At 71.1% G+C, this 17,996-nt stretch carries 13 protein-coding genes and 1 pseudogene; 6 read left to right on the plus strand and 8 right to left on the minus strand.

The window, feature by feature from the left end; translation table 11 throughout:
* Positions 1-6 precede the first annotated feature (6 nt).
* On the minus strand, positions 7-1,035 hold the full coding sequence (locus tag K8638_RS06585; RefSeq protein ID WP_223753558.1) for a MoxR family ATPase: 1,029 nt from the start codon (positions 1,033-1,035) through the stop codon (positions 7-9).
* 281 nt (positions 1,036-1,316) lie between these two features.
* Here K8638_RS06585 and K8638_RS06590 point away from each other — a divergent pair, with 281 nt between their 5' ends.
* The 3 genes from K8638_RS06590 (at position 1,317) to K8638_RS06600 (ending at position 5,165) form a co-directional block, all read left to right on the plus strand.
* Positions 1,317-2,696, plus strand: a complete 1,380-nt coding sequence (locus K8638_RS06590) for a hypothetical protein (RefSeq protein WP_223753559.1) — start codon at positions 1,317-1,319, stop codon at positions 2,694-2,696.
* Between the two features lie 136 nt (positions 2,697-2,832).
* Complete coding sequence (locus tag K8638_RS06595; protein WP_305071146.1) at positions 2,833-4,356, plus strand: ATP-binding protein; 1,524 nt, start codon at positions 2,833-2,835, stop codon at positions 4,354-4,356.
* 17 nt (positions 4,357-4,373) lie between these two features.
* On the plus strand, positions 4,374-5,165 hold the full coding sequence (locus K8638_RS06600; RefSeq protein WP_223753561.1) for an enoyl-CoA hydratase/isomerase family protein: 792 nt from the start codon (positions 4,374-4,376) through the stop codon (positions 5,163-5,165).
* Between the two features lie 151 nt (positions 5,166-5,316).
* Here the strand turns inward: K8638_RS06600 and mltG are convergent, their stop codons facing one another.
* Both mltG and K8638_RS06610 read right to left on the minus strand, forming a co-directional pair.
* On the minus strand, positions 5,317-6,336 hold the full coding sequence (mltG, locus tag K8638_RS06605; protein ID WP_223753562.1) for an endolytic transglycosylase MltG: 1,020 nt from the start codon (positions 6,334-6,336) through the stop codon (positions 5,317-5,319).
* Between the two features lie 131 nt (positions 6,337-6,467).
* On the minus strand, positions 6,468-7,610 hold the full coding sequence (locus K8638_RS06610; RefSeq protein ID WP_223753563.1) for a hypothetical protein: 1,143 nt from the start codon (positions 7,608-7,610) through the stop codon (positions 6,468-6,470).
* A gap of 192 nt (positions 7,611-7,802) precedes the next feature.
* Between K8638_RS06610 and K8638_RS06615 the strand changes: the two genes are divergently transcribed.
* Positions 7,803-11,135 carry a TIGR02266 family protein gene (locus K8638_RS06615; protein WP_370643927.1) on the plus strand — a complete coding sequence of 1,111 codons (3,333 nt, stop codon included), beginning with the start codon at positions 7,803-7,805 and terminating at the stop codon, positions 11,133-11,135.
* 11 nt (positions 11,136-11,146) lie between these two features.
* On the plus strand, positions 11,147-12,874 hold the full coding sequence (gene fliB, locus K8638_RS06620; RefSeq protein ID WP_223753565.1) for a flagellin lysine-N-methylase: 1,728 nt from the start codon (positions 11,147-11,149) through the stop codon (positions 12,872-12,874).
* A gap of 6 nt (positions 12,875-12,880) precedes the next feature.
* On the opposite strand, the gene K8638_RS06625 is transcribed toward fliB, so the two are convergent.
* Positions 12,881-13,216: a TerB family tellurite resistance protein gene (locus K8638_RS06625; RefSeq protein WP_223753566.1), complete on the minus strand. Its 336-nt coding sequence runs from the start codon at positions 13,214-13,216 to the stop codon at positions 12,881-12,883.
* A 24-nt stretch (positions 13,217-13,240) separates the two neighbouring features.
* A pseudogene (locus K8638_RS06630) lies at positions 13,241-13,804 on the minus strand (DsbA family protein); the annotation flags it as partial.
* Between the two features lie 328 nt (positions 13,805-14,132).
* On the opposite strand from K8638_RS06630, the gene K8638_RS06635 reads away from it, so the two are divergent.
* Positions 14,133-16,169, plus strand: coding sequence for a S9 family peptidase (locus K8638_RS06635; RefSeq protein WP_223753568.1), 2,037 nt, complete (start codon positions 14,133-14,135; stop codon positions 16,167-16,169).
* A gap of 74 nt (positions 16,170-16,243) precedes the next feature.
* On the opposite strand, the gene K8638_RS06640 is transcribed toward K8638_RS06635, so the two are convergent.
* The 3 genes from K8638_RS06640 to K8638_RS06650 all read right to left on the minus strand — a co-directional run bounded on the left by K8638_RS06640 (position 16,244) and on the right by K8638_RS06650 (position 17,986).
* Complete coding sequence (locus tag K8638_RS06640; protein WP_223753569.1) at positions 16,244-16,519, minus strand: hypothetical protein; 276 nt, start codon at positions 16,517-16,519, stop codon at positions 16,244-16,246.
* 99 nt (positions 16,520-16,618) lie between these two features.
* Entirely contained in the window at positions 16,619-17,377 is a 759-nt protein-coding gene (locus K8638_RS06645) for a DUF4142 domain-containing protein (protein ID WP_223753570.1), read from the minus strand.
* Positions 17,378-17,560: 183 nt separating this feature from the next.
* Positions 17,561-17,986, minus strand: coding sequence for a DUF1622 domain-containing protein (locus K8638_RS06650; protein WP_223753571.1), 426 nt, complete (start codon positions 17,984-17,986; stop codon positions 17,561-17,563).
* Positions 17,987-17,996 lie beyond the last annotated feature (10 nt).

Raw genomic sequence — 17,996 nt, forward strand, 5'->3', positions numbered from 1 at the left:
GCGCGCCTACCCCTTCACCACCGTGAGGAGCTGGTCGATGAGCTTCACGGACGTAATGCCCTCGCTCTCCGCGGTGAAGTTGGGGAGCACGCGGTGGCGCAGCACGGGGCGGGCCAGGGCGCGCACGTCCTCGACGGTGGCCACGAAGCGGCCGTTGAGGATGGCGCGGGCCTTGGCGGCGACCACCAGGTACTGGCTCGCGCGAGGGCCGGCGCCCCAGGACGCATTCTTGGCGATGAAGTCCGGCGCGCCCGGCTCCTTGGGACGCGTGTGGCGCACCAGCTCCACGGCGTAGCGCACCACGTGGTCCGGGACGGGGACGCGGCGCACCAGGTCCTGGAGGGCGAGGATGCGCTCGGGGGAGAGAATCTTCTCCAGCTTCGGCTGCGCGCCGCCGGTGGTGCTCTTGACGATTTGCACCTCCTCCTCGGCGGTGGGGTAGCCCACGTCCACCAGGAACATGAAGCGGTCGAGCTGGGCCTCGGGCAGCGGGTAGGTGCCCTCCTGCTCGATGGGGTTCTGGGTGGCGAAGACGAGGAAGGGCAGCTCCAGCGGATAGGTGCGGCCGCCGGCGGTGATGCGGTACTCCTGCATGGCCTGCAGGAGCGCGGCCTGCGTCTTGGGCGGGGTGCGGTTCACCTCGTCCGCGAGGATGATGTTCGCGAACAGCGGCCCTTGCAGGAAGCGGAAGGTGCGCCGGCCGGTGGTGCGGTCCTCCTCCAGGATGTCCGTGCCGGTGATGTCGGACGGCATCAGGTCCGGCGTGAACTGGATGCGGTTGAAGGAGAGGTTGAGGACGTCCGCCAGCGTGGAGATGAGCAGCGTCTTGGCCAGGCCGGGCACGCCGACGAAGAGGCAGTGGCCGCGGGCGAAGAGCGAGATGAGCAGGTGCTCCACCACTTCGCGCTGGCCGACGACGCGCTTCTCAATCTGGGCGACGATGGCGTTGCGGGCCTGGGCGAGCTCCTCGACGGCGCGGAGGTCGTCGCTCGAGGCGTCGGGCACGGGGAGTGGGGCAGGGGCGGCGCTTTCCATGGAAGGGTTCTCTTAATTCGCGGGCGGCGCGGGGACCAACGGATTCCGTCACGAGAGCGGCCGGGGCGTGCGCTGGCAACCGTTGGGGCGCAGACCTATTCCTCTGCCGTACATTCCGGCACGCCAGGGTACAGGAGGCCTGCTGATCCGTCCGCCTGCATGCCCTCCGGCCGTGTACAGGGGGACTCCGGTGCGGGGGGAATGCCGCGCCCGGGACACGCTGCTTAGGTTCCCCGAGGCCCTGCCGCCGATGCCCGGGAGCGGGCCTCCTTGGAGAGCGCATGCGGTCCGAGCGACGTGGCAACCGTTGGGTGGGGCTCCTTCCCGTGGCCCTGCTGTGGGTGGGGCCGGGGTGTGATGGGGCCAGCGTGGACGCCTCGGACCCGGAGGAGGCACAGCGGGGCGTCGAACAGGCCCCGGGTGGGCCCTCGGCACCGGAGACGTCCCACCCGGCTCCCGGGGCCGAGTCGCCCTCCACCCCGGAGCGGCCCGCTCCTTCCCCGGCCCGTGCATGGGAGCAGGGGGTGGGCGGGCCGCAGGATGACAGCGGCACGGGCGTGGCGGTGGGGCGTGAGGGGGACGTGGTGCTGGTGGTGTCGAGCACGCCGCGCTCGGACGAGGACCGCGAGCCGGTGGAGGGGGAGAAGCTCGCGCTGACGCTGGCCCGGTATGCGGCGGATGGGAAGGTGCGCTGGTCTCGCGAGTTCGTGCGCAACCGGCTGTCGGACACGCGCGTGGCGGCGTCGCCGGGGAGTGACGGGGCGGTGTTCCTGTCGGGCAATGCGTTCCTGTACTCGGCGGACTTCGGGCTGGGCGAGGCGCAGGACGGCTTCCTGGTGAAGTTCTCCGCGGACGGCGCGCCGGTGTGGCAGCGGCGCGTGGGGCAGAAGGTGTACGCGGTGGCGGCGGACGCGGCGGGCGGCGTGCTGGCGGCGGGGGAGGAGTGGACGCCGGAAGCGGTGAAGGACCCGGTGCTCACGCGCTACGGCGCGGACGGCTCGGTGCGGTGGACGCGGCGCTTCGAGGGGACGGGGGAGGGCACGGCGTTGCGCGCGGTGGCGTTGAGCGCGTCCGGGCGGGCGGTGCTGGCGGGGCAGCTCTCGGACACGCTGGTGGTGGATGGGCGGACGTTCGGGACGCCGGGCGCGCGGGGCTTCGTGGTGCTCGCGTTCGGCGAGGACGGGCGGCTGGCGTGGGGGAGGGAAGTGCCGGGCGCGAAGGGGCGTGTCACCTCGGTGGCGGTGGGGGCGGACGGCGCGGTGACGGTGGCGGGGGACTTCACGGGGGGGCTGGTCTGGGGGAAGGCGTCGCTCGGGCCGGCGGGGCCGTTCGTGTTCAACGTGGGCGCGGACGGGAGTGAGCGGTGGCTGAAGCAGCCGGCGTGTGGCCCGGTGAAGGAGCTGGGGCCGGCGGTGGCGGTGGATGGAGAGGGCACGGTGGCGGTGGCGTGCGGCAGCGTGCTCACGCGCTACGGGGCGGATGGGGCGTGGCGGGATGAGCAGCGGCTGGAGGTGGAGTCGTGCCGCAGCGGTCAGTGCTCGCTCGCGGCGGCGGGGATGGCGGTGGTGCCTGGGAAGGGTCTCGCCGTCACCGGGTGGCAGCGGGATGGGGCGGGCGACACGTGGAACCAGGACGCGTTCCTGCGGCTCGTGGTGCCGTAGTCCTGCCGGACAGGGGGACTTCGGGCTCGCGTGGGCCTCAAGTCCCTCTTGCGCCAGGCACTCCGGCAGTTACAGGGTGAGGGCCATGCCTCGCTGGTTCAACACCGCTGGCCCGTGTCGGCCGGACCGGAACTACATGCTGCCGGCTCTTCGGCGCCTGCCCGAATTGCGCGCTCTCATCGACCAGGAGGGCTACTTTGTTGTTCATGCTCCCCGTCAAGTGGGCAAGACGACCGCACTGCGCTCGCTTGCCCAGGAACTGACGGACGAGGGGCGGTACGTCGCGGTGCACTTGTCCATGGAAATGGGGAATCCCTTTCCCCAGGATGTCGGCACCGCCGAACTCGCGGTGCTCCAAGAGTGGCGAAGTGAGGCCCATCACCAGCTTCCGGCGGAGCTTCAGCCTCCACCTTTCCCTGACGCGCCCGCTGGCAGCCGTATCAGCGCGGCGCTGACTGTCTGGGCCGAATCCGCCCCCAGGCCCCTGGTCGTCTTCCTGGATGAAGTCGACGCCCTCCGTGACGAGACGCTGCTCAGCGTATTGCGCCAGCTTCGCAGCGGCTATCCCCGGCGTCCGCAGAACTTTCCCTCCTCCATGGCCCTCATCGGCCTGAGGGACGTGCGCGACTACAAGGTCGCCTCGGACGACCGTGACCACCTGGGCACCGCGAGCCCCTTCAACATCAAGGTGCGCTCGCTCACCCTGCGTAACTTCACAGCGGACGAGGTCGCCGAGCTCTACGCCCAGCACACCGCGGAGACTGGCCAGCGCTTCGAGCCCGAGGCCCTGGCCCTGGCCTTCGAATCCACCCAAGGCCAGCCCTGGCTGGTCAACTCGCTGGCCAAGGTCGCGGTGGAAGAGCTCGTCATCGACCGCACGCAGCCCATCCGCCGCGAGGACGTGGAGCGTGCCCGGTCGGTTCTGATTGCACGCCGGGAGACGCACCTGGACAGTCTCACGGAGCGCCTGCGCGAGCCCCGCGTCCGCGCCATCCTCGAGCCGGTGCTCGCCGGCACCTTCGCGGGAGGAGGGGACACCTACCAGGATGACCTCCAGTACACGCGAGACCTGGGCCTGTGTGCTCCGGATGATCCGGTGCGGGTGGCCAACCCCATCTATCAGGAGATGATTGCCCGGGTACTCGCCGGCAATGCCGAGCCCAAGGTGGTGGTCGCGCCGAGGAGCTTTGTCCTGCCGGATGGCCGGCTGGACTTCACGCGAATGCTGGAGGAGTTCGCCGCCTTCTGGCGCGAGCACGGCGAGGTGCTGGCCGCGGGAATGACGTATCACGAGGTGGCCCCCCAGCTCGTGCTCATGGCCTTCCTCCACCGGGTCATCAACGGCGGCGGCCAGGTGGACCGGGAGTATGGCGTGGGGCGTGGACGCATCGACCTGCTGGTGCGCTGGCCCTATCAGGAGGGCGGCCAGCGCCGGCTGCAACGTCACGCGCTGGAGCTGAAGGTCTGGCGGGAGGGTGAGAAGGACCCGCTGGAGAAGGGCCTTGCCCAGCTCGATGAGTACCTCACGCGGCTGGGACTGGATGAAGGAGTGCTCGTCATCTTCGACCGCCGCACGGAGGCGGGCGGTACGGAGTCGCGGACCCGCTTCGAGCAGGCCCGCTCGCCCTCCGGCCGTCAGGTGACGGTGCTGCGGGCGTGAGCCTAGAGTGCGCGCCCATGTCCGCTCCCGCCGCCGAGGTCCTGCTGGAGGTCGAGGGTGCCGTCGCGACCCTCACCCTGAATGACACCGCCCGCCGCAACGTGATGACCCCCGAGCTGGGGGCCGCGCTGCGGACCCAGGTCGAGGCGCTCAAGCTGCGCCGCGACGTGCGGGCGGTGGTCCTCACCGGCGCCGGTGGTGCGTTCTCCTCCGGCGGTGACCTGAAGATGCTGGAGCGGCTGCGCCAGTCCTCCTTCGAGGAGGCTCGCACCTTCATGCTCGACTTCTACACGCGCTATCTGAGCGTGCTGGACCTGCCCATGCCCACCGTGGCCGCGGTGGAGGGCCCCGCCATCGGCGCGGGCCTGTGCGTGGCGCTCGCGTGTGACCTGTGCGTCGTCGGCGAGGACTCGAAGCTCGCGCTCAACTTCGTGCAGCTCGGCCTGCACCCTGGCATGGGCGCGACGTACTTCGTGCCGAGGCGGGCCGGCGCGCAGGCCGCGGCCGAGCTGCTCCTCACCGGCCGCCGCTTCGACGGCAGGGAGGCCGTGCGGCTCGGGCTCGCGCTGGAGGCGGCCCCGGCCGGTGGGGTGCTCGCACGGGCCCGGGCCCTGGCGGCACGGATTGCGGGCAATGCGCCGCTGGCCACCCGTGCCCTCAAGCAGCGCCTGGGACCGGACCGCGTCGCGCTGCGCACCGCGCTGGAGGAGGAGGCGCGCTTCCAGGCGGAGAGCTACGGAAGCGCGGACCTGGGCGAGGGGCTCACGGCCGCTTCGGAGCGCCGGGCGCCTGTCTTCCAGGGGCACTGAGTTCATCCGCGCCGCGGGGATTGCACCCCGTGGGAGTCAGGGTGATGCGGCTTCCACTCGATTCATGGAGAGCGGGCCGCTTCGACGCTGATTCCATTCACGTCGTGGTCGCGGCGGAGGGCTCGTGCCATCAACGAGGCACGATCCTGACTCAGTACACGTTGTACTTGCGACGGAGCGCCTCGTGCTCCTCGGCATTGCGCGAGGGGTGCAGGCGGCGCTGGGCGTCGTGCAGGTAGTACCAGTACTCGCTCGGCTTCGGCGCCATGGCCGCCTGGAGCGACGCGACGGTGGGCGCGCCGATGGGGCCGGGCGGAAGGCCCTTGCGGTGCCGGGTGTTGTACGGGTCCTGCGGGTCTCGCAGGCGCTTGAGGAAGGCCACGCGGTCGTTCCACTGTGCAAGCTCGTAGCGCGACGTCGCGTCCACGCCGAGCGGGAAGCCCGTGTCCACGCGCTTCCAGAGGATGCCGGCGACCAGCGGCCGCTGGTCCGGCACGGGTTCCTCGCGCTCCAGCATGGAGGCCATCACCACCACCTCGTGCAGGCTGCGGCCACTCTTCGCGAGCGCGTCGCGGTTGGGCAGGTAGAAGCGCTCCGCGAAGGCGTTGAGCTGGCGCTGGATGAGCGCATTCACGTCCAGCTTCCCCGGCACCACGCCGTAGGTCTCCGGGTAGAGGTAGCCCTCCAGGGTGCCCGCGGTGGGCAGGGGGAAGGGCGCGGTGAAGTTCCCGGGCTTGCTGGCCGCGGCGATGTACGCGCCGGGGGTGATGAGGTTCGCGGCCGCGAGCGCCGCGTCGGTGTCACGCAGGCGCCAGCCCTCGACCACGACGAAGGGGATGTCCTCGGGAATGGGGTTGCCCTCCAGCGCCGTGGCCAGCTCCGCCACCGTCATGGAGGGGCTGACCTCATGCCGGCCCGCCTTGGGGGCGAAGGCGCCGCGGCGGAACAGGTGCCAGCGCCAGATGCGCGCGTCGCGGATGAGTCCCTGCGAGGCGAGCAGCGTGCCCAGGCCGCGCCCGGACGTGCCCTTGGGGACGGTGAACTCCACGGTGGCCGCTCCGGGGGGCGCCATGGTGCTCCGCACCTGCCCCTCGGCCCACAGGAAGGCGCCGGTTCCGGCCACGGCCGCCAGCACGACAACCACACACAAGACGATAGCGATGCGCTTCATTCGTGACGCAGGGTAGCACCGACCCTTCACTCCGCATCGATTCGTCTCTCTGGATGTCGGGTCCCGGGCGCTGCCCTGGCGAGTGGGCAGGCGGCAGGCACCCCTCTGATTCCTGGTGGACGGCTGGCCCCCTACGCCGTCGCCGCCGTGCCGAGCTTCAAGTCCTTGTTCAGGCCCGCGTCCCGGCTCACACGCCAGATTTTCTGGTCCAGGTAGTAGTGGTGCAGGGCGAAGCCCCAGATGAACCCTCCCACCAGGTCCTTCAGCGTCAGCCCCGCCGCCAGCGGCACGTGCCAGTCGAAGCCTCCACAGCCCGGGTGCGCTCCGAAGCCGCAGCCCAGCCCGCGATACAGCAGCGTGAAGACCACGCCGCACACCGCGTAGATGAGGAAGCGCCGGCTCACCTTCGGCGCCAGGCCGAACGGCGCCGGGTCCACTCCGGCCGAGTGGTAGCGGTTGCGGTGATAGAACCAGACCACGCCGTGGTACTGCACGTTGTGGAACGCCGTCACCGCCACCGCGAACATGATGAAGTCCATGCGCGCCGCCACCGACGGCCAGAACACCACCGCCGACAGCCCCAGCGCCGCCCCCATCATCATCAGCTTCGGCCCGTTCACCCGCAGCCCCTCACGCCGACGCTGTACCTGCCGGACCGCGTAGAGCACCACCAGCGCCAGCACCAGCGAGAAACACGCTCCCGCCACCAGGGGCTCCCACGAGGGCTCCCCCGTCAGCCCCAGTTGCCTGCGCGCCGCCGGGTGCGTCACCGCGAAGGCCACGAACGGCGCCAGCAGCCCCGCGTACAGCGTCACGCTGTCCAGCCGTCTGTCCAACGGCAGCGACTCACCTCCCTTGCGCTGGTACAGCACCATGATGCCGTAGTGCTGCCGCACCACGTGCCAGTACGCCCACAGCGACGCGAACGTGAGGAACAGCACGAAGGGCACCTTGCTCCCCATCACCGCCGCTACCCCGAAGCACAGCGGCCCCGACGCGAACCACCCCAGGCTGCCCAGCAGCAGCCTCCGCCGCGCCCGCCACTCGCGCGCGTCCAGGTACGTGCGCGACACCGTGGCGAACAGGTGCGGCCCGTCCAGCGCCAGCACCCACGCCCACCAGAGCACCAGGCTGCTCACGCCACCCCAGACGTGCAGCCCGACCAACGTGAGACTCGCGGCGAGCCCGCCCATCGTGGAAATCAGGTCGTGCCGCCGGTCGACGAGCCAGCCCACGCGGGCCGGCGCGGGGCCGCTGAGAGTGAGGCCACTCATGAAAGGCTCCTACGCAGGTCACCAAGATACAGGAGGGTGCAGGTAGGTCACATGCGCACCTGATGTCGTCCATTCGCCGGGCAACCATACGAGGGGTCAAAACCCTCTTGAGTGGCGGGTCCCGTACCGCGATTGTCGCGCGTTATGGATCAAGGCAGGCGCACCACGGACCGCAAGGCAGTGGGTCTGTTGGTGAAGCTCAAGCATGAAACGGTGGGGAGCTTCGCGGAGGAGTTCGCCACCAACCTGAGCCCGGGTGGGATGTTCGTCCGCTCGCGCACCCCACAGCCCGTGGGGACACCCGTCAAGTTCGAGGTGCAGATCGCCGGAGGCGTGCGCGTGCTGCGCGGCGCCGCCATGGTGCGCTGGGTCCGCGAGGTGGGAGACCCCGCCGGCCCGCCCGGCATGGGACTCCAGTTCCAGGAGCTCGACGAGGCGAGCCGCGCGCTCGTCGACATGATGCTCCAGCGCAAGCCGGGCGCCGCCGCGCCCGCCGTCTCTCCGCTGCCTTCCGTTGCTCCCGTGGTCGCACCCTCCGTGGCCCCCACGGTCGCGCCCGTCGCGCCCAGGGTGGCTCCCGTGCAGGCCCGGCCCGCGACGTCTGTCCCCACGGCGCCTCCCGCTCCCGCGCGTCCCGCCGCGATGGCCGTGCCTCCCGCGCGACCCGCCGCGCCTCCCGCTCCCCGCGCCGCGCCTCCCGCTCCCCGCGCCGCGGGGGGCGTGGCGCTCGACTCGCTCTTCGATGACCTGGAGTCCGCGGACGGGCCGGCGGCGCCCGTCGGGGATGAGCCGTTCAGCTTCCCGCCCCCGGTCGCCTCCGAGCCGCCCACGCCCGCGCCGTTCCTCGCGCCTGTCTCCTACACGCCGCCTCCGCCGGCCGCGGCCAACGACGTGGACATCCCACTCGACGAGCTCATCGCGAGCACGCCGCCTCCGCCCGCCTCGCTGGAGGCGGACGAGCCGCTGCCCGGGCTCGACTTCGAGCTGGAGGCCCCCGTTACCGGCACGCCCGTGGCCATGGGCATGCCGCTCGACGAGCCGCCCATCGAGGTCGGCGTGACGGTGGAGGTCGAGCCTTCCTCCTCCCATGCGGCCTCGCCCTCGGGCGGGGCCCTGGAGTTCGAGCTGGACCTGGGCGATGCCGTGGAGACGGCGCCCCCGCCCCGCGCCGCGGCCTCCGTGGCGCCTCCGCCCCCCGCCGCCTCCGCCGGTGGCAGCTTCGAGTTCGAGCTGGACATGGGCGACGCCATGGCGGAAGCGCCCGCGCCCCGCTCTGGTGGCGGCAGCATCGAGTTCGAGCTGGACCTCTCCGATGCGATGGAGGAGGCGCCCGTCGCGCCACCTCCGCCTCCGCGCGCGGCGGCGAAGCCCGTGGCCCCGCCGCCTCCGCCCGCCCCGGCCGCCGCGGCCCGCTCCGGCGGCAGCTTCGAGTTCGACCTGGACCTCTCCGATGCCATGGAGGAAGCGCCCGCCGTGGCACCTCCGCCTCCGCCCCGCGCGGCGGCGGTGGCCCCGGTGAAGCCTCCGCCTCCGCCCGCGCCCTCGGGTGGCAGCATCGAGTTCGACCTCGACCTGTCCGACGCCATGGAGGAGGCACCTCCCGCGAAGCCTCCACCGGCGCCCGCCCGGCCCGTGGCGCCTCCGCCCGCGCCGGTGGCCGCCGCGGCGGTCCGGCCTCCGCCTCCGCCGGTGGCACCGCCTCCCGCGCCACCGGCCGCGCCGGTCCTTCCCAACGTGCGCCGCGAGGCCCCTCGCGCGCCCGAGCCCGTGGGCACGCCCACGGTGCTCGCTCCGGCCGCGGCGAAGCAGGCGCCCGTGGCGCCCGCCCTCGACGAGCGCGGGCTCCCGAAGACCGTCTTCCTGCCGCCGCCTCCGCAAATCACCGGCACGGGCCCGGTCATCGGCATCGACCTGGGCACCACCAACTCGTGCGTGGCGCTGCTCACCAACGGCCGGCCCATCGTGCTGCGCTCGCGCGAGGGCTACAACACCATCCCCTCCGTCATCTCGCTCAACGCGCAGAACAAGCTGCTCGTCAGCCACCGCGCGAAGAACCAGCTCGTGCTGCGCCCGCAGCAGACCATCTACGGCGCGAAGCGGCTGGTGGGCCGCCCCTACGACAGCGCCGTGGTGAACCAGGTCCGCGAGCGCTTCCACTACGAAATCGTCCCCGACGCCGCGGGCCGCGCCGCCGTGCGCCTGGGCGACCACGTGCTGTCGCTGGAAGAGGTGCAGGCCATCATCCTCAAGGAGTGCAAGGAGATGGCCGAGGCCCACCTCAACCAGAAGGTGGAGCGCGCGGTGGTGACGGTGCCCGCGTACTACTCCGAGCCGCAGCGTGAGGCCGTCCGCAAGTCCGGCGTCCTCGCCGGGCTCAAGGTGGAGCGCATCCTCAACGAGCCCACCTCCGCGGCGCTCGCGTACGGCCTCAACCGCGAGCTGAACAAGAAGGTCCTCGTCTACGACCTGGGCGGCGGTACCTTCGACGCCACGGTGCTCAAAATCGAGAAGAACGTCTTCGAGGTGCTCGGCACCGGCGGCGACATCTTCCTGGGCGGTATCGACTTCGACAACCTCATCGTCGACTACCTCCTGGCGCGCTTCCAGGAGAAGGAGGGCATCGCCTTCAACGGTGACGGCATCGCCCTGTCGCGCGTGAGCGACGCGGCCGAACGCGCGAAGATGGCGCTGTCCGAGCGCAGCAGCTTCGAGGTCCACATCCCCATGCTGATGATGGACGACGCGGGGCGGCCCCGGGATTTGCGCGTCGTCCTCACGCGGCAGGAGATGGAGAAGATTTGCGACCCGCTGCTCAGCCGCACCGTCGACGTGGTGCGGGACGTGCTGCTGGACGCGAAGCTCAAGGCCTCCGAGGTGGATGACATCATCCTCGTGGGCGGCATGAGCCGCATGCCCCTGGTGCGCGAGAAGCTCAAGGGGCTGTTCGGCAAGACGGCGCAGGCCAGCGTCAATGCCGACGAGGCCGTGGCCCTGGGCGCGGCGCTCTACTCGGGCTCGGTGGACAAGGTGAGCAGCGTGGTGCTCATCGACGTGCTGCCGATGACGGTGGGCGTGGCCATGCCCGGCGGCGCCTTCAAACGCGTCATCGAGCGCAACAGCCCGCTGCCCGCCCAGCGCTCCTTCGCCATCAACACCACCAAGGACAACGAGGAGTTCCTCGAGCTGTCCATCTTCCAGGGCGAGGACAATCACATCTCCGCCAACGAGTACCTGGGCACCGTGCGCATGGAGGGGCTCCCCAGGGGGCCCAAGGGCTCCGTGCGCGTCGCGGTGACCATCAAGCTCGACTCCGAGTGCGTGCTGCACGTGGAGGCGCGTGAGTACTCCACGCGCAAGGAAGTGAAGGCCACGCTGGCCACGCGCTACTCGCCGGAGGAGCTCCAGAAGCAGCTCCAGGTGAGCAAGGAGTCCGCGAAGGCGGCGGAGGCGCGCCGTGGCGCCGACCTCAAGGAGCGCGCCGGCGGATTCTGGGGCTTCGTCAAGAAGGCGCTGGGCCGCAAGTAGCGCTCGCGCCCATGACGGCCACCGCGCCCCGGTACATGACGCGCTTCAGGTGCCTCGCGGAGAGCTGCGAGGACACCTGCTGCGCGGGGCTCGTCGTCACCGTGAGCGAGGCACGCTGGCGGCGCCTGCGCGACGCGGTGGCGGGGAGCCCGGAGGCGGCGCGGGTGGAGGACTTCATCCGGCCGGACGAGGGGAGTGGTCCCGGCGCGGAGGCCGCCGTCGTCGCCAAGCGCGAGGACGGGCACTGCGTGTTCCTCGACGCGAGCAAGCTGTGTGCGCTTCATCGCGCGTACGGGGAGGCCGTCCTTCCGGACGCGTGCGCCACGTTTCCTCGCGTGGCCACGCGTTGGGGCGGGCGGCTGGAGGTGACCGGCACGCTCGCGTGCCCCGAGGTGGCGCGGCTGTGCCTGCTCGCGGAGGACGCGCTGGAGCCCGTGCCCGTCTCCGAGGACGTGGCCGTGCGACCGGAGGTGGCGCGGCGGCTCGGGGAGGGCGCGGGGGATGCGTGGATGCGGCACGCGGAGTCAGTGCGCTCCGTCGCGATGGGGATGCTCCAGCGCCGTGAGCCTCCGTTCGCGTCCCGGTTGTTCGCGCTGGGACAGCTCGCGCTCCGGCTGGACGCGCTCCCGGTGCAGGAGGGAGCGGAAGCTGCGCTGCGGGCGGGAGCGGAAGCTTCATTCCAGGCGGGAGCGGAAGCTTCATTCCAGGCGGGAGGGGAGGCTCCGTTCCAGGCGGGAGTGGAGGCTCCATTCCAGGCGGGAGTGGAAGCTCCATTCCAGGCGGGAGGGGAGGCTCCGTTGCGGGCGGGAGGGGAGGCTCCGTTCCAGGCGGGAGTGGAGGCTCCATTCCAGGCGGGAGTGGAAGCTCCGTTCCAGGCGGGAGGGGAGGCTCCATTCCAGGCGGGAGGGGAGGCTCCATTCCAGGCGGGAGGGGAGGCTCCATTCCAGGCGGGAGGGGAGGCTCCATTCCAGGCGGGAGGGGAGGCTCCGTTGCGGGCGGGAGTGGAAGCTCCATTCCAGGCGGGAGGGGAAGCTCCGTTCCGGGCGGGAGTGGAAGCTCCGTTCCGGGCGGGAACGGAAGCTCCGTTCCGGCCGGGAGTGGAAGCTCCGTTCCGGTCGGGAGTGGAAGCTCCGTTCCAGGAAGTGCTGCGCTCCTTCGCCGCTCCGGAGACGCTGTCCGCGATGCACGAGAATTTCTCCGCGCTGGTGCTGCCCGGAGGGCCGTGGGCCGCCATCTGCGCCACCGTGCTGAAGGCCCGGCTGGGCTCGGTCCGGAGTGAGCGCTTCTCCTCCTTCGCGCGCGCGGTGTTGGCGTCCTACGGGGGCGCGGAGAATCCGGACGAAGCGTGGCGCATCCACGCCGAGCGGCGCGAGCGGCTGGCCCCGGCGCTGAGCGAGCGGGTGGAGCAGTACTTCCGCCACCACGCGGTGAACCACTGGCTACGTCACCCGTTCACCGACTCGCCCCGGCTGCTGGACTACGTGTTCCGCCTGGTGCTGCGCGCGGCGGTGCTCCGGTGGACACTGTTCGGGCACCCTGCCGTGGTGGCGCTGTGCGCGGACGCCGAGGACATGGCTGAGTCCCGGGCACGCCTCGACGCCGCCGCGGTGGAGTGCGTCCAGCTCCTGGCCAAGCACGTGGAGCAGGCGCCGGAGCTGCACTCGCTCGCACAGGGGCTGGCGGGGCAGGGCGGGGCGGAGACGCTGGGGCGGATGCTGGTGCTGCTGAAGGGGCTGTGAGCCGCTTCAGCGTGTGACACCGAGCAGCTCGCGGAGCTGCCGCAGCATCTCGATTTCCGCGCCGTGCAGGTGGCTGTCGCTGGACATCAAGTTCCGGGCCGCCTGGATGACGGCCTCGGGGTCGGCGCGCAGCAGGCCCAGGTTCGGCGGGGGAAGCGGCTCGCCGTTCTTCAGGCACCGCGTCACCTCGGCGAGCTCCTCCAGCGGCACGCTCATGGCCCGCGCGGCCGCCACGAGGTGCTCGACTTCCTCGCGGGTGATGTGGCCGTCACTGGTGGCGACCTGGAGCAGCAGCTTGACGACTTCGATGTGGAAGCGCGGGTCAATGCTGGAAGGGGTCATCGTGGCGTGAAAAGCTCCGGGCTCTCAGGGCGCCGGGCGCGGCTTCGCACCCAGCCGCTGCATGGCCTGCTGGAAGACAGCGTACTCCTGCGCGCCCTGGAGTCCGAATCTGTCCCCGATGATGAAGGTGGGCACCGCGTTGATGCCCCACTCATGGGCCTGCCGCACGGAGTCCTCCACCGACTTCTCGTAGCGGCCCTCCTCCACGACGCGCTGCACCTCATCCGGGTCCAGCCCCGCCTCCTGGGCCGCGCCCCGGAGCGTGTCCCACTGCCAGAGGTCCTGGCCCTCGCTCCAGTAGCGCCGGAGGATGGCGGCGTTGAAGGCCTCCAGCTTCCCCTGCTCGCGCGCGTACTCCGCGGCCTGGTGGGCACGCCGGGTGGAGGGAATGATTTCCCGCTCCACCATGGTCAGCCCGGCCGCCGCCGCGCGGCGCTTCAGTGGGTTGTTGGGGTCCTTCATGCGCTCGCGCACGTAGGCCGGTAGCGGCAGCCCCTCCGGGGGCGTCTCCGGGCGCAGGAAGAATGGACGCCAGTCCACCTGGACGTCGTACTCCTTCTTCAGCTTCTCGACCTCCACGAGGCCGACGTAACACCAGGGTCAGACGAAGTCGGACCAGACGCGGACGATGACAGGCTCGCTCATGCCCCTGCCTCTAACACCCTCGCGGCGCCGCGTCATGGGGACGTGCGGGGCCGGTGTGTGCACCCGCTCGCACCGGTGGTTCATTCCCGGGGCCGAGCCTCCGCCCGCCGCCGTTTGACGCACCGTGCCCGGGCTCGTGGCCCGCATCTTCCCGGTGACAGGCGGTGGACAGCGCCCGGCCGAGCGGGCAGCGTCCACCCCCGAAAGCACGCCCGCGCGCCGCGCTTCGTGGGACGGAGGGCGGACGCGGGCCCACCCAGGAGGAATCACCTTGCCGCTGTCGCTCATCGCGGCCCTGGCCCTTGGCGCCACCCCGGCGCCGGCCCGGCCCCAGCCGTACACCATCCAGGACCAGGTCACGTTGCGCCGGCTGAGCAACCCGCGCGTGTCCCCGGATGGCAAGCAGATTGCCTACGTCCTGCGCAGCACCGACATGGAGGCCAACCGCGGGCGCAATGACCTCTGGCTCGTCAACCTCGACGGCGAGAGCGCTCCGCGCCAGCTCACCTCGCACCCGGACTCGGACACCGAGCCCACCTGGGCCCCGGACGGCAAGAGCCTCTTCTTCCTCTCCTCGCGAGGCGGCTCCTCGCAGGTGTGGCGCCTGCCCGTGGACGGCGGCGAGCCCCAGCAGGTGACGAAGCTCCCCCTCGACGTGGGCGCCTTCCGCCTGTCCCGCGACGGCAGCCTCCTGGCCGTCGCCATGGACGTCTTCCCCGACTGCGCCACGCTGGAGTGCAGCACCCAGCGCGACAGCCAGCGCTCCACGAAGAAGGCCACCGGCCGCAGCTACGACAAGCTCTTCGTCCGCCACTGGGACACGTGGAAGGACGGCAAGCGCTCGCACCTGTTCGTCGTCCCCGTGGCCGGCGGCACGCCCGTGGACGTGATGAAGGGCATGGACGCGGACGCGCCCACGAAGCCCTTCGGCGGCGCGGAGGAGTTCTCCTTCACCCCGGACGGCAAGGGCCTGGTCTTCACCGCGCGCGACGTGGGCCGCGCGGAGGCCTGGTCCACCGACATGGACCTCTTCCTCGCCCCGGTGGACGGCAAGGCGAAGCCGCGCAAGCTCACCGAGAAGAACCGCGCCACCGACACCAGCCCCGTCTTCAGCCCCGACGGCAAGACGCTGGCCTGGCTCGCCATGTCCCGCCCCGGCTACGAGGCGGACCGCTACCGCGTCATCCTCCGCGCGTGGCCGGGCGGCCAGGAGCGCGTGCTCGCCGAGGAGTGGGACCGCTCCGCCGGCGGCCTCGCCTGGAGCGCGGACGGCAAGACGCTCTACGCGGTGGCCAACCACATCGGCCAGCAGCCCGTCTTCGCGCTGGACGTGGCCAGCGGCAAGGTGAGCCAGCTCACCAAGGAAGGCACCGCGGACTCGCCGCAGCCCGCCGCCGGGGGCCGCGTCGTCTACGTGCATGACGACCTGGACTCGCCCGCGGACCTCCACGTCATGAACGCGGACGGCACCGGCTCGAGGCAGCTCACGCGGGTGAACCAGGAGCACCTGGCCCGCCTCCGCTTCGGCGCCTTCGAGCAGTTCGAGTTCCCCGGCTGGAACAACGAGACGGTGCGCGCCTACGTGGTGAAGCCGGTGGACTTCGATGCGAAGCGCCAGTACCCGGTGGCCTTCCTCATCCACGGCGGGCCGCAGGGCTCCTTCGGCAACCACTTCCACTACCGGTGGAACCCGCAGGTCTACGCGGCGCGTGGCTACGTGGCCATCATGGTCGACTTCCACGGCTCCACCGGCTACGGCCAGGCCTTCACCGATGCCATCCAGGACGACTGGGGCGGCAAGCCGCTGGAGGACCTGAAGAAGGGGCTCGCCGCGGCCCGGGAGCGCTACCCCTTCATCCACAAGACGCGCGGGTGCGCGCTCGGTGCCAGCTACGGCGGGTACATGATCAACTGGATTGCCGGCAACTGGAACGACGGCTTCCAGTGCCTCGTCAACCACGACGGCATCCTCGACGAGCGCATGGGCTACTTCGACACCGAGGAGCTGTGGTTCCCCGAGTGGGAGCACAAGGGCACGCCCTGGGACAACCCGGAGGGCTACGGCAAGCACAGCCCCATCAACCACGTGGGCAAGTGGAAGACGCCGATGATGGTCATCCACGGCGGCCAGGACTTCCGCGTGGTGGAGACGCAGGGGCTGGGCGCCTTCACCGCCCTGCAGCGGCGGGGCATCCCCTCCAAGCTGCTCTACTTCCCGGAGGAGAATCACTGGGTGCTGAAGCCGGCCAACAGCGTGCAGTGGCACGACGAGGTGCTGGCCTGGCTGGACCAGTGGACGCGCAAGTAGCCCCCGTGAAGTGAGGCCACTGCCGGGGCCCTTGCGTCAGGCGCGGGCCCCGGGGCGGCACCGGCATCCCCCACTCAGGAGGGGATGTCGAAGCACTCGTCGATGCAGCTCTCCAGCACCTGCGCGCAGGAGCGGTCGTCGATGCAGCGGGCGCAGTCCTCGACGCGGTCCCGGCGCTCGTCCTCGTCTCCGTCATCAATCCAGTCTTCGATGCGCTCCGCGCATGCGCCGGTGTCGATGTCGTCGTTGAAGCAGTCCTTCCGCTTGTCGCAGATGGAGTCCGCGTTGTTGGAGCAGCCGCTCAGCAACGCGCCGAGCGCCAGGAAGGTGGCCAGGGTCAGGGTCTTCATGGCGCGGCATCATGCACAAAGACGCGCCTTCCGGAAGGGCCGGAAGGCGCGGTGCGTCAGGGATGCGAAAATGCAGCCGTGCCGTGCGTGTGACGCCGGTTACTGGCGGGGCGACGGGGTGGTGGGAGCGGTGGTGCCGCCCGGCGAGGAGCCGTGGCCCATGGAGCCGTGGTCCATCTCGCGGTCCATCTGCCCGCTGCCGCCCACGCCCATGGCTTCATCCAGCCTGCCGAGGATGCCGTAGGCCTGCTCGCGGTGCGCCGGCAGCCGCTGCATGAGCTCCTGCATCATCGAGGTCATCTGCGGGTCCATGGTGGTCATGGCCTGGCGGGCCGTCACCACCTTGCCAATCGCGGCGTCGTGGTCCCCCACCTGGCTGGCGATGTAACACGAGTCGAAGGCGGCGCCCTTGAGGGCCTGGAGTTCCTCCATGGTGGCCTTGTCCTGGGCCATCACCTTCTTCTCCACGTCGTTCATGGCCTTGGGCATGTCAGCCAGCTTCAGGCCCTTGCCCTTCGCATACGTCATCAGCTTCTGGTCCAGGGCGGTGTGGTCCTTCACCATCATGCCGCCGTAGGCCCGCACGTCCGGGTGCTGCGCGTTCTTCTCCGCGAGCTGGCCGAGCTTGATTTCCTGCTGGTGGGTGTAGTGCAGCCGCTCGAGCAGCGCCTTCTCGTCCGTGGGGGCCATGAAGCCCTGGTACTCGGCCATGCCCTTCTCCACCTTGACCTTGCCCGGCTGGCCCATGCCCTGGCCCGGCGGGCTGCCCGTCATGCCGCTCGGGGTGCCCTGGGCGAGCGCGACACCGCCGGTGAGGAGCGAGGCCGCGAGGATGACTCCCTGAATGGTGCGCTTCATGTCGTGCTTCTCCTTTCGTGCTGCGAAATTCTTGAAACTCCTGGACGTGCGGGCGCACCTTGGACCGGCTCCGGGGTGTGGCCCCAAGGCCCGCCCCGGCCGTCCGTGAGCCACCACACGCTCGGGGCGGCATGGGTGCGCCGGCCAACGGTGGCACTGCCCACGGGGGCGGGGTGGAGGCGTTCAGTGCGGCACGGCGTGCTCCTCTCCTGGGGGCGCGTGAGGCGGGCGGGAGGGAGGGGGAGGAGGACGGTGGACGGTCTCCGAGGACGTCTCGCGGTGCTGCCAGGGCCAGCGGCCTTCCAGCTCCACCGTGAGGGTGAAGCTGAGGAAGGTCCGGATGAGGACGATGAGGCCCAGCACGAGGACGCCGCGCATCGTGGGCTCCTCGCTCACGGTGCGGAGGATGTCGGCGGCGACGAGGAACTCGAGGCCGAGCAGAATCGCGCGGCCCAGGTTGAGGCGGAAGCGGCGGTAGGCCTCGCTGGGCCCGAGGCCCCGGCGCACGGCGAGCAGCACCGCGGCCAACAGCGCACCCAGCACCATGGAGCCCACGCCGGCCCACTCCATGAGGTGCGCGGACAGCTCGATGAGCGAGTCGGCCTCCATCCAACCTCCC

The organism is Myxococcus sp. RHSTA-1-4, assembly GCF_020037125.1.
Classification (GTDB): Bacteria; Myxococcota; Myxococcia; order Myxococcales; family Myxococcaceae; genus Myxococcus.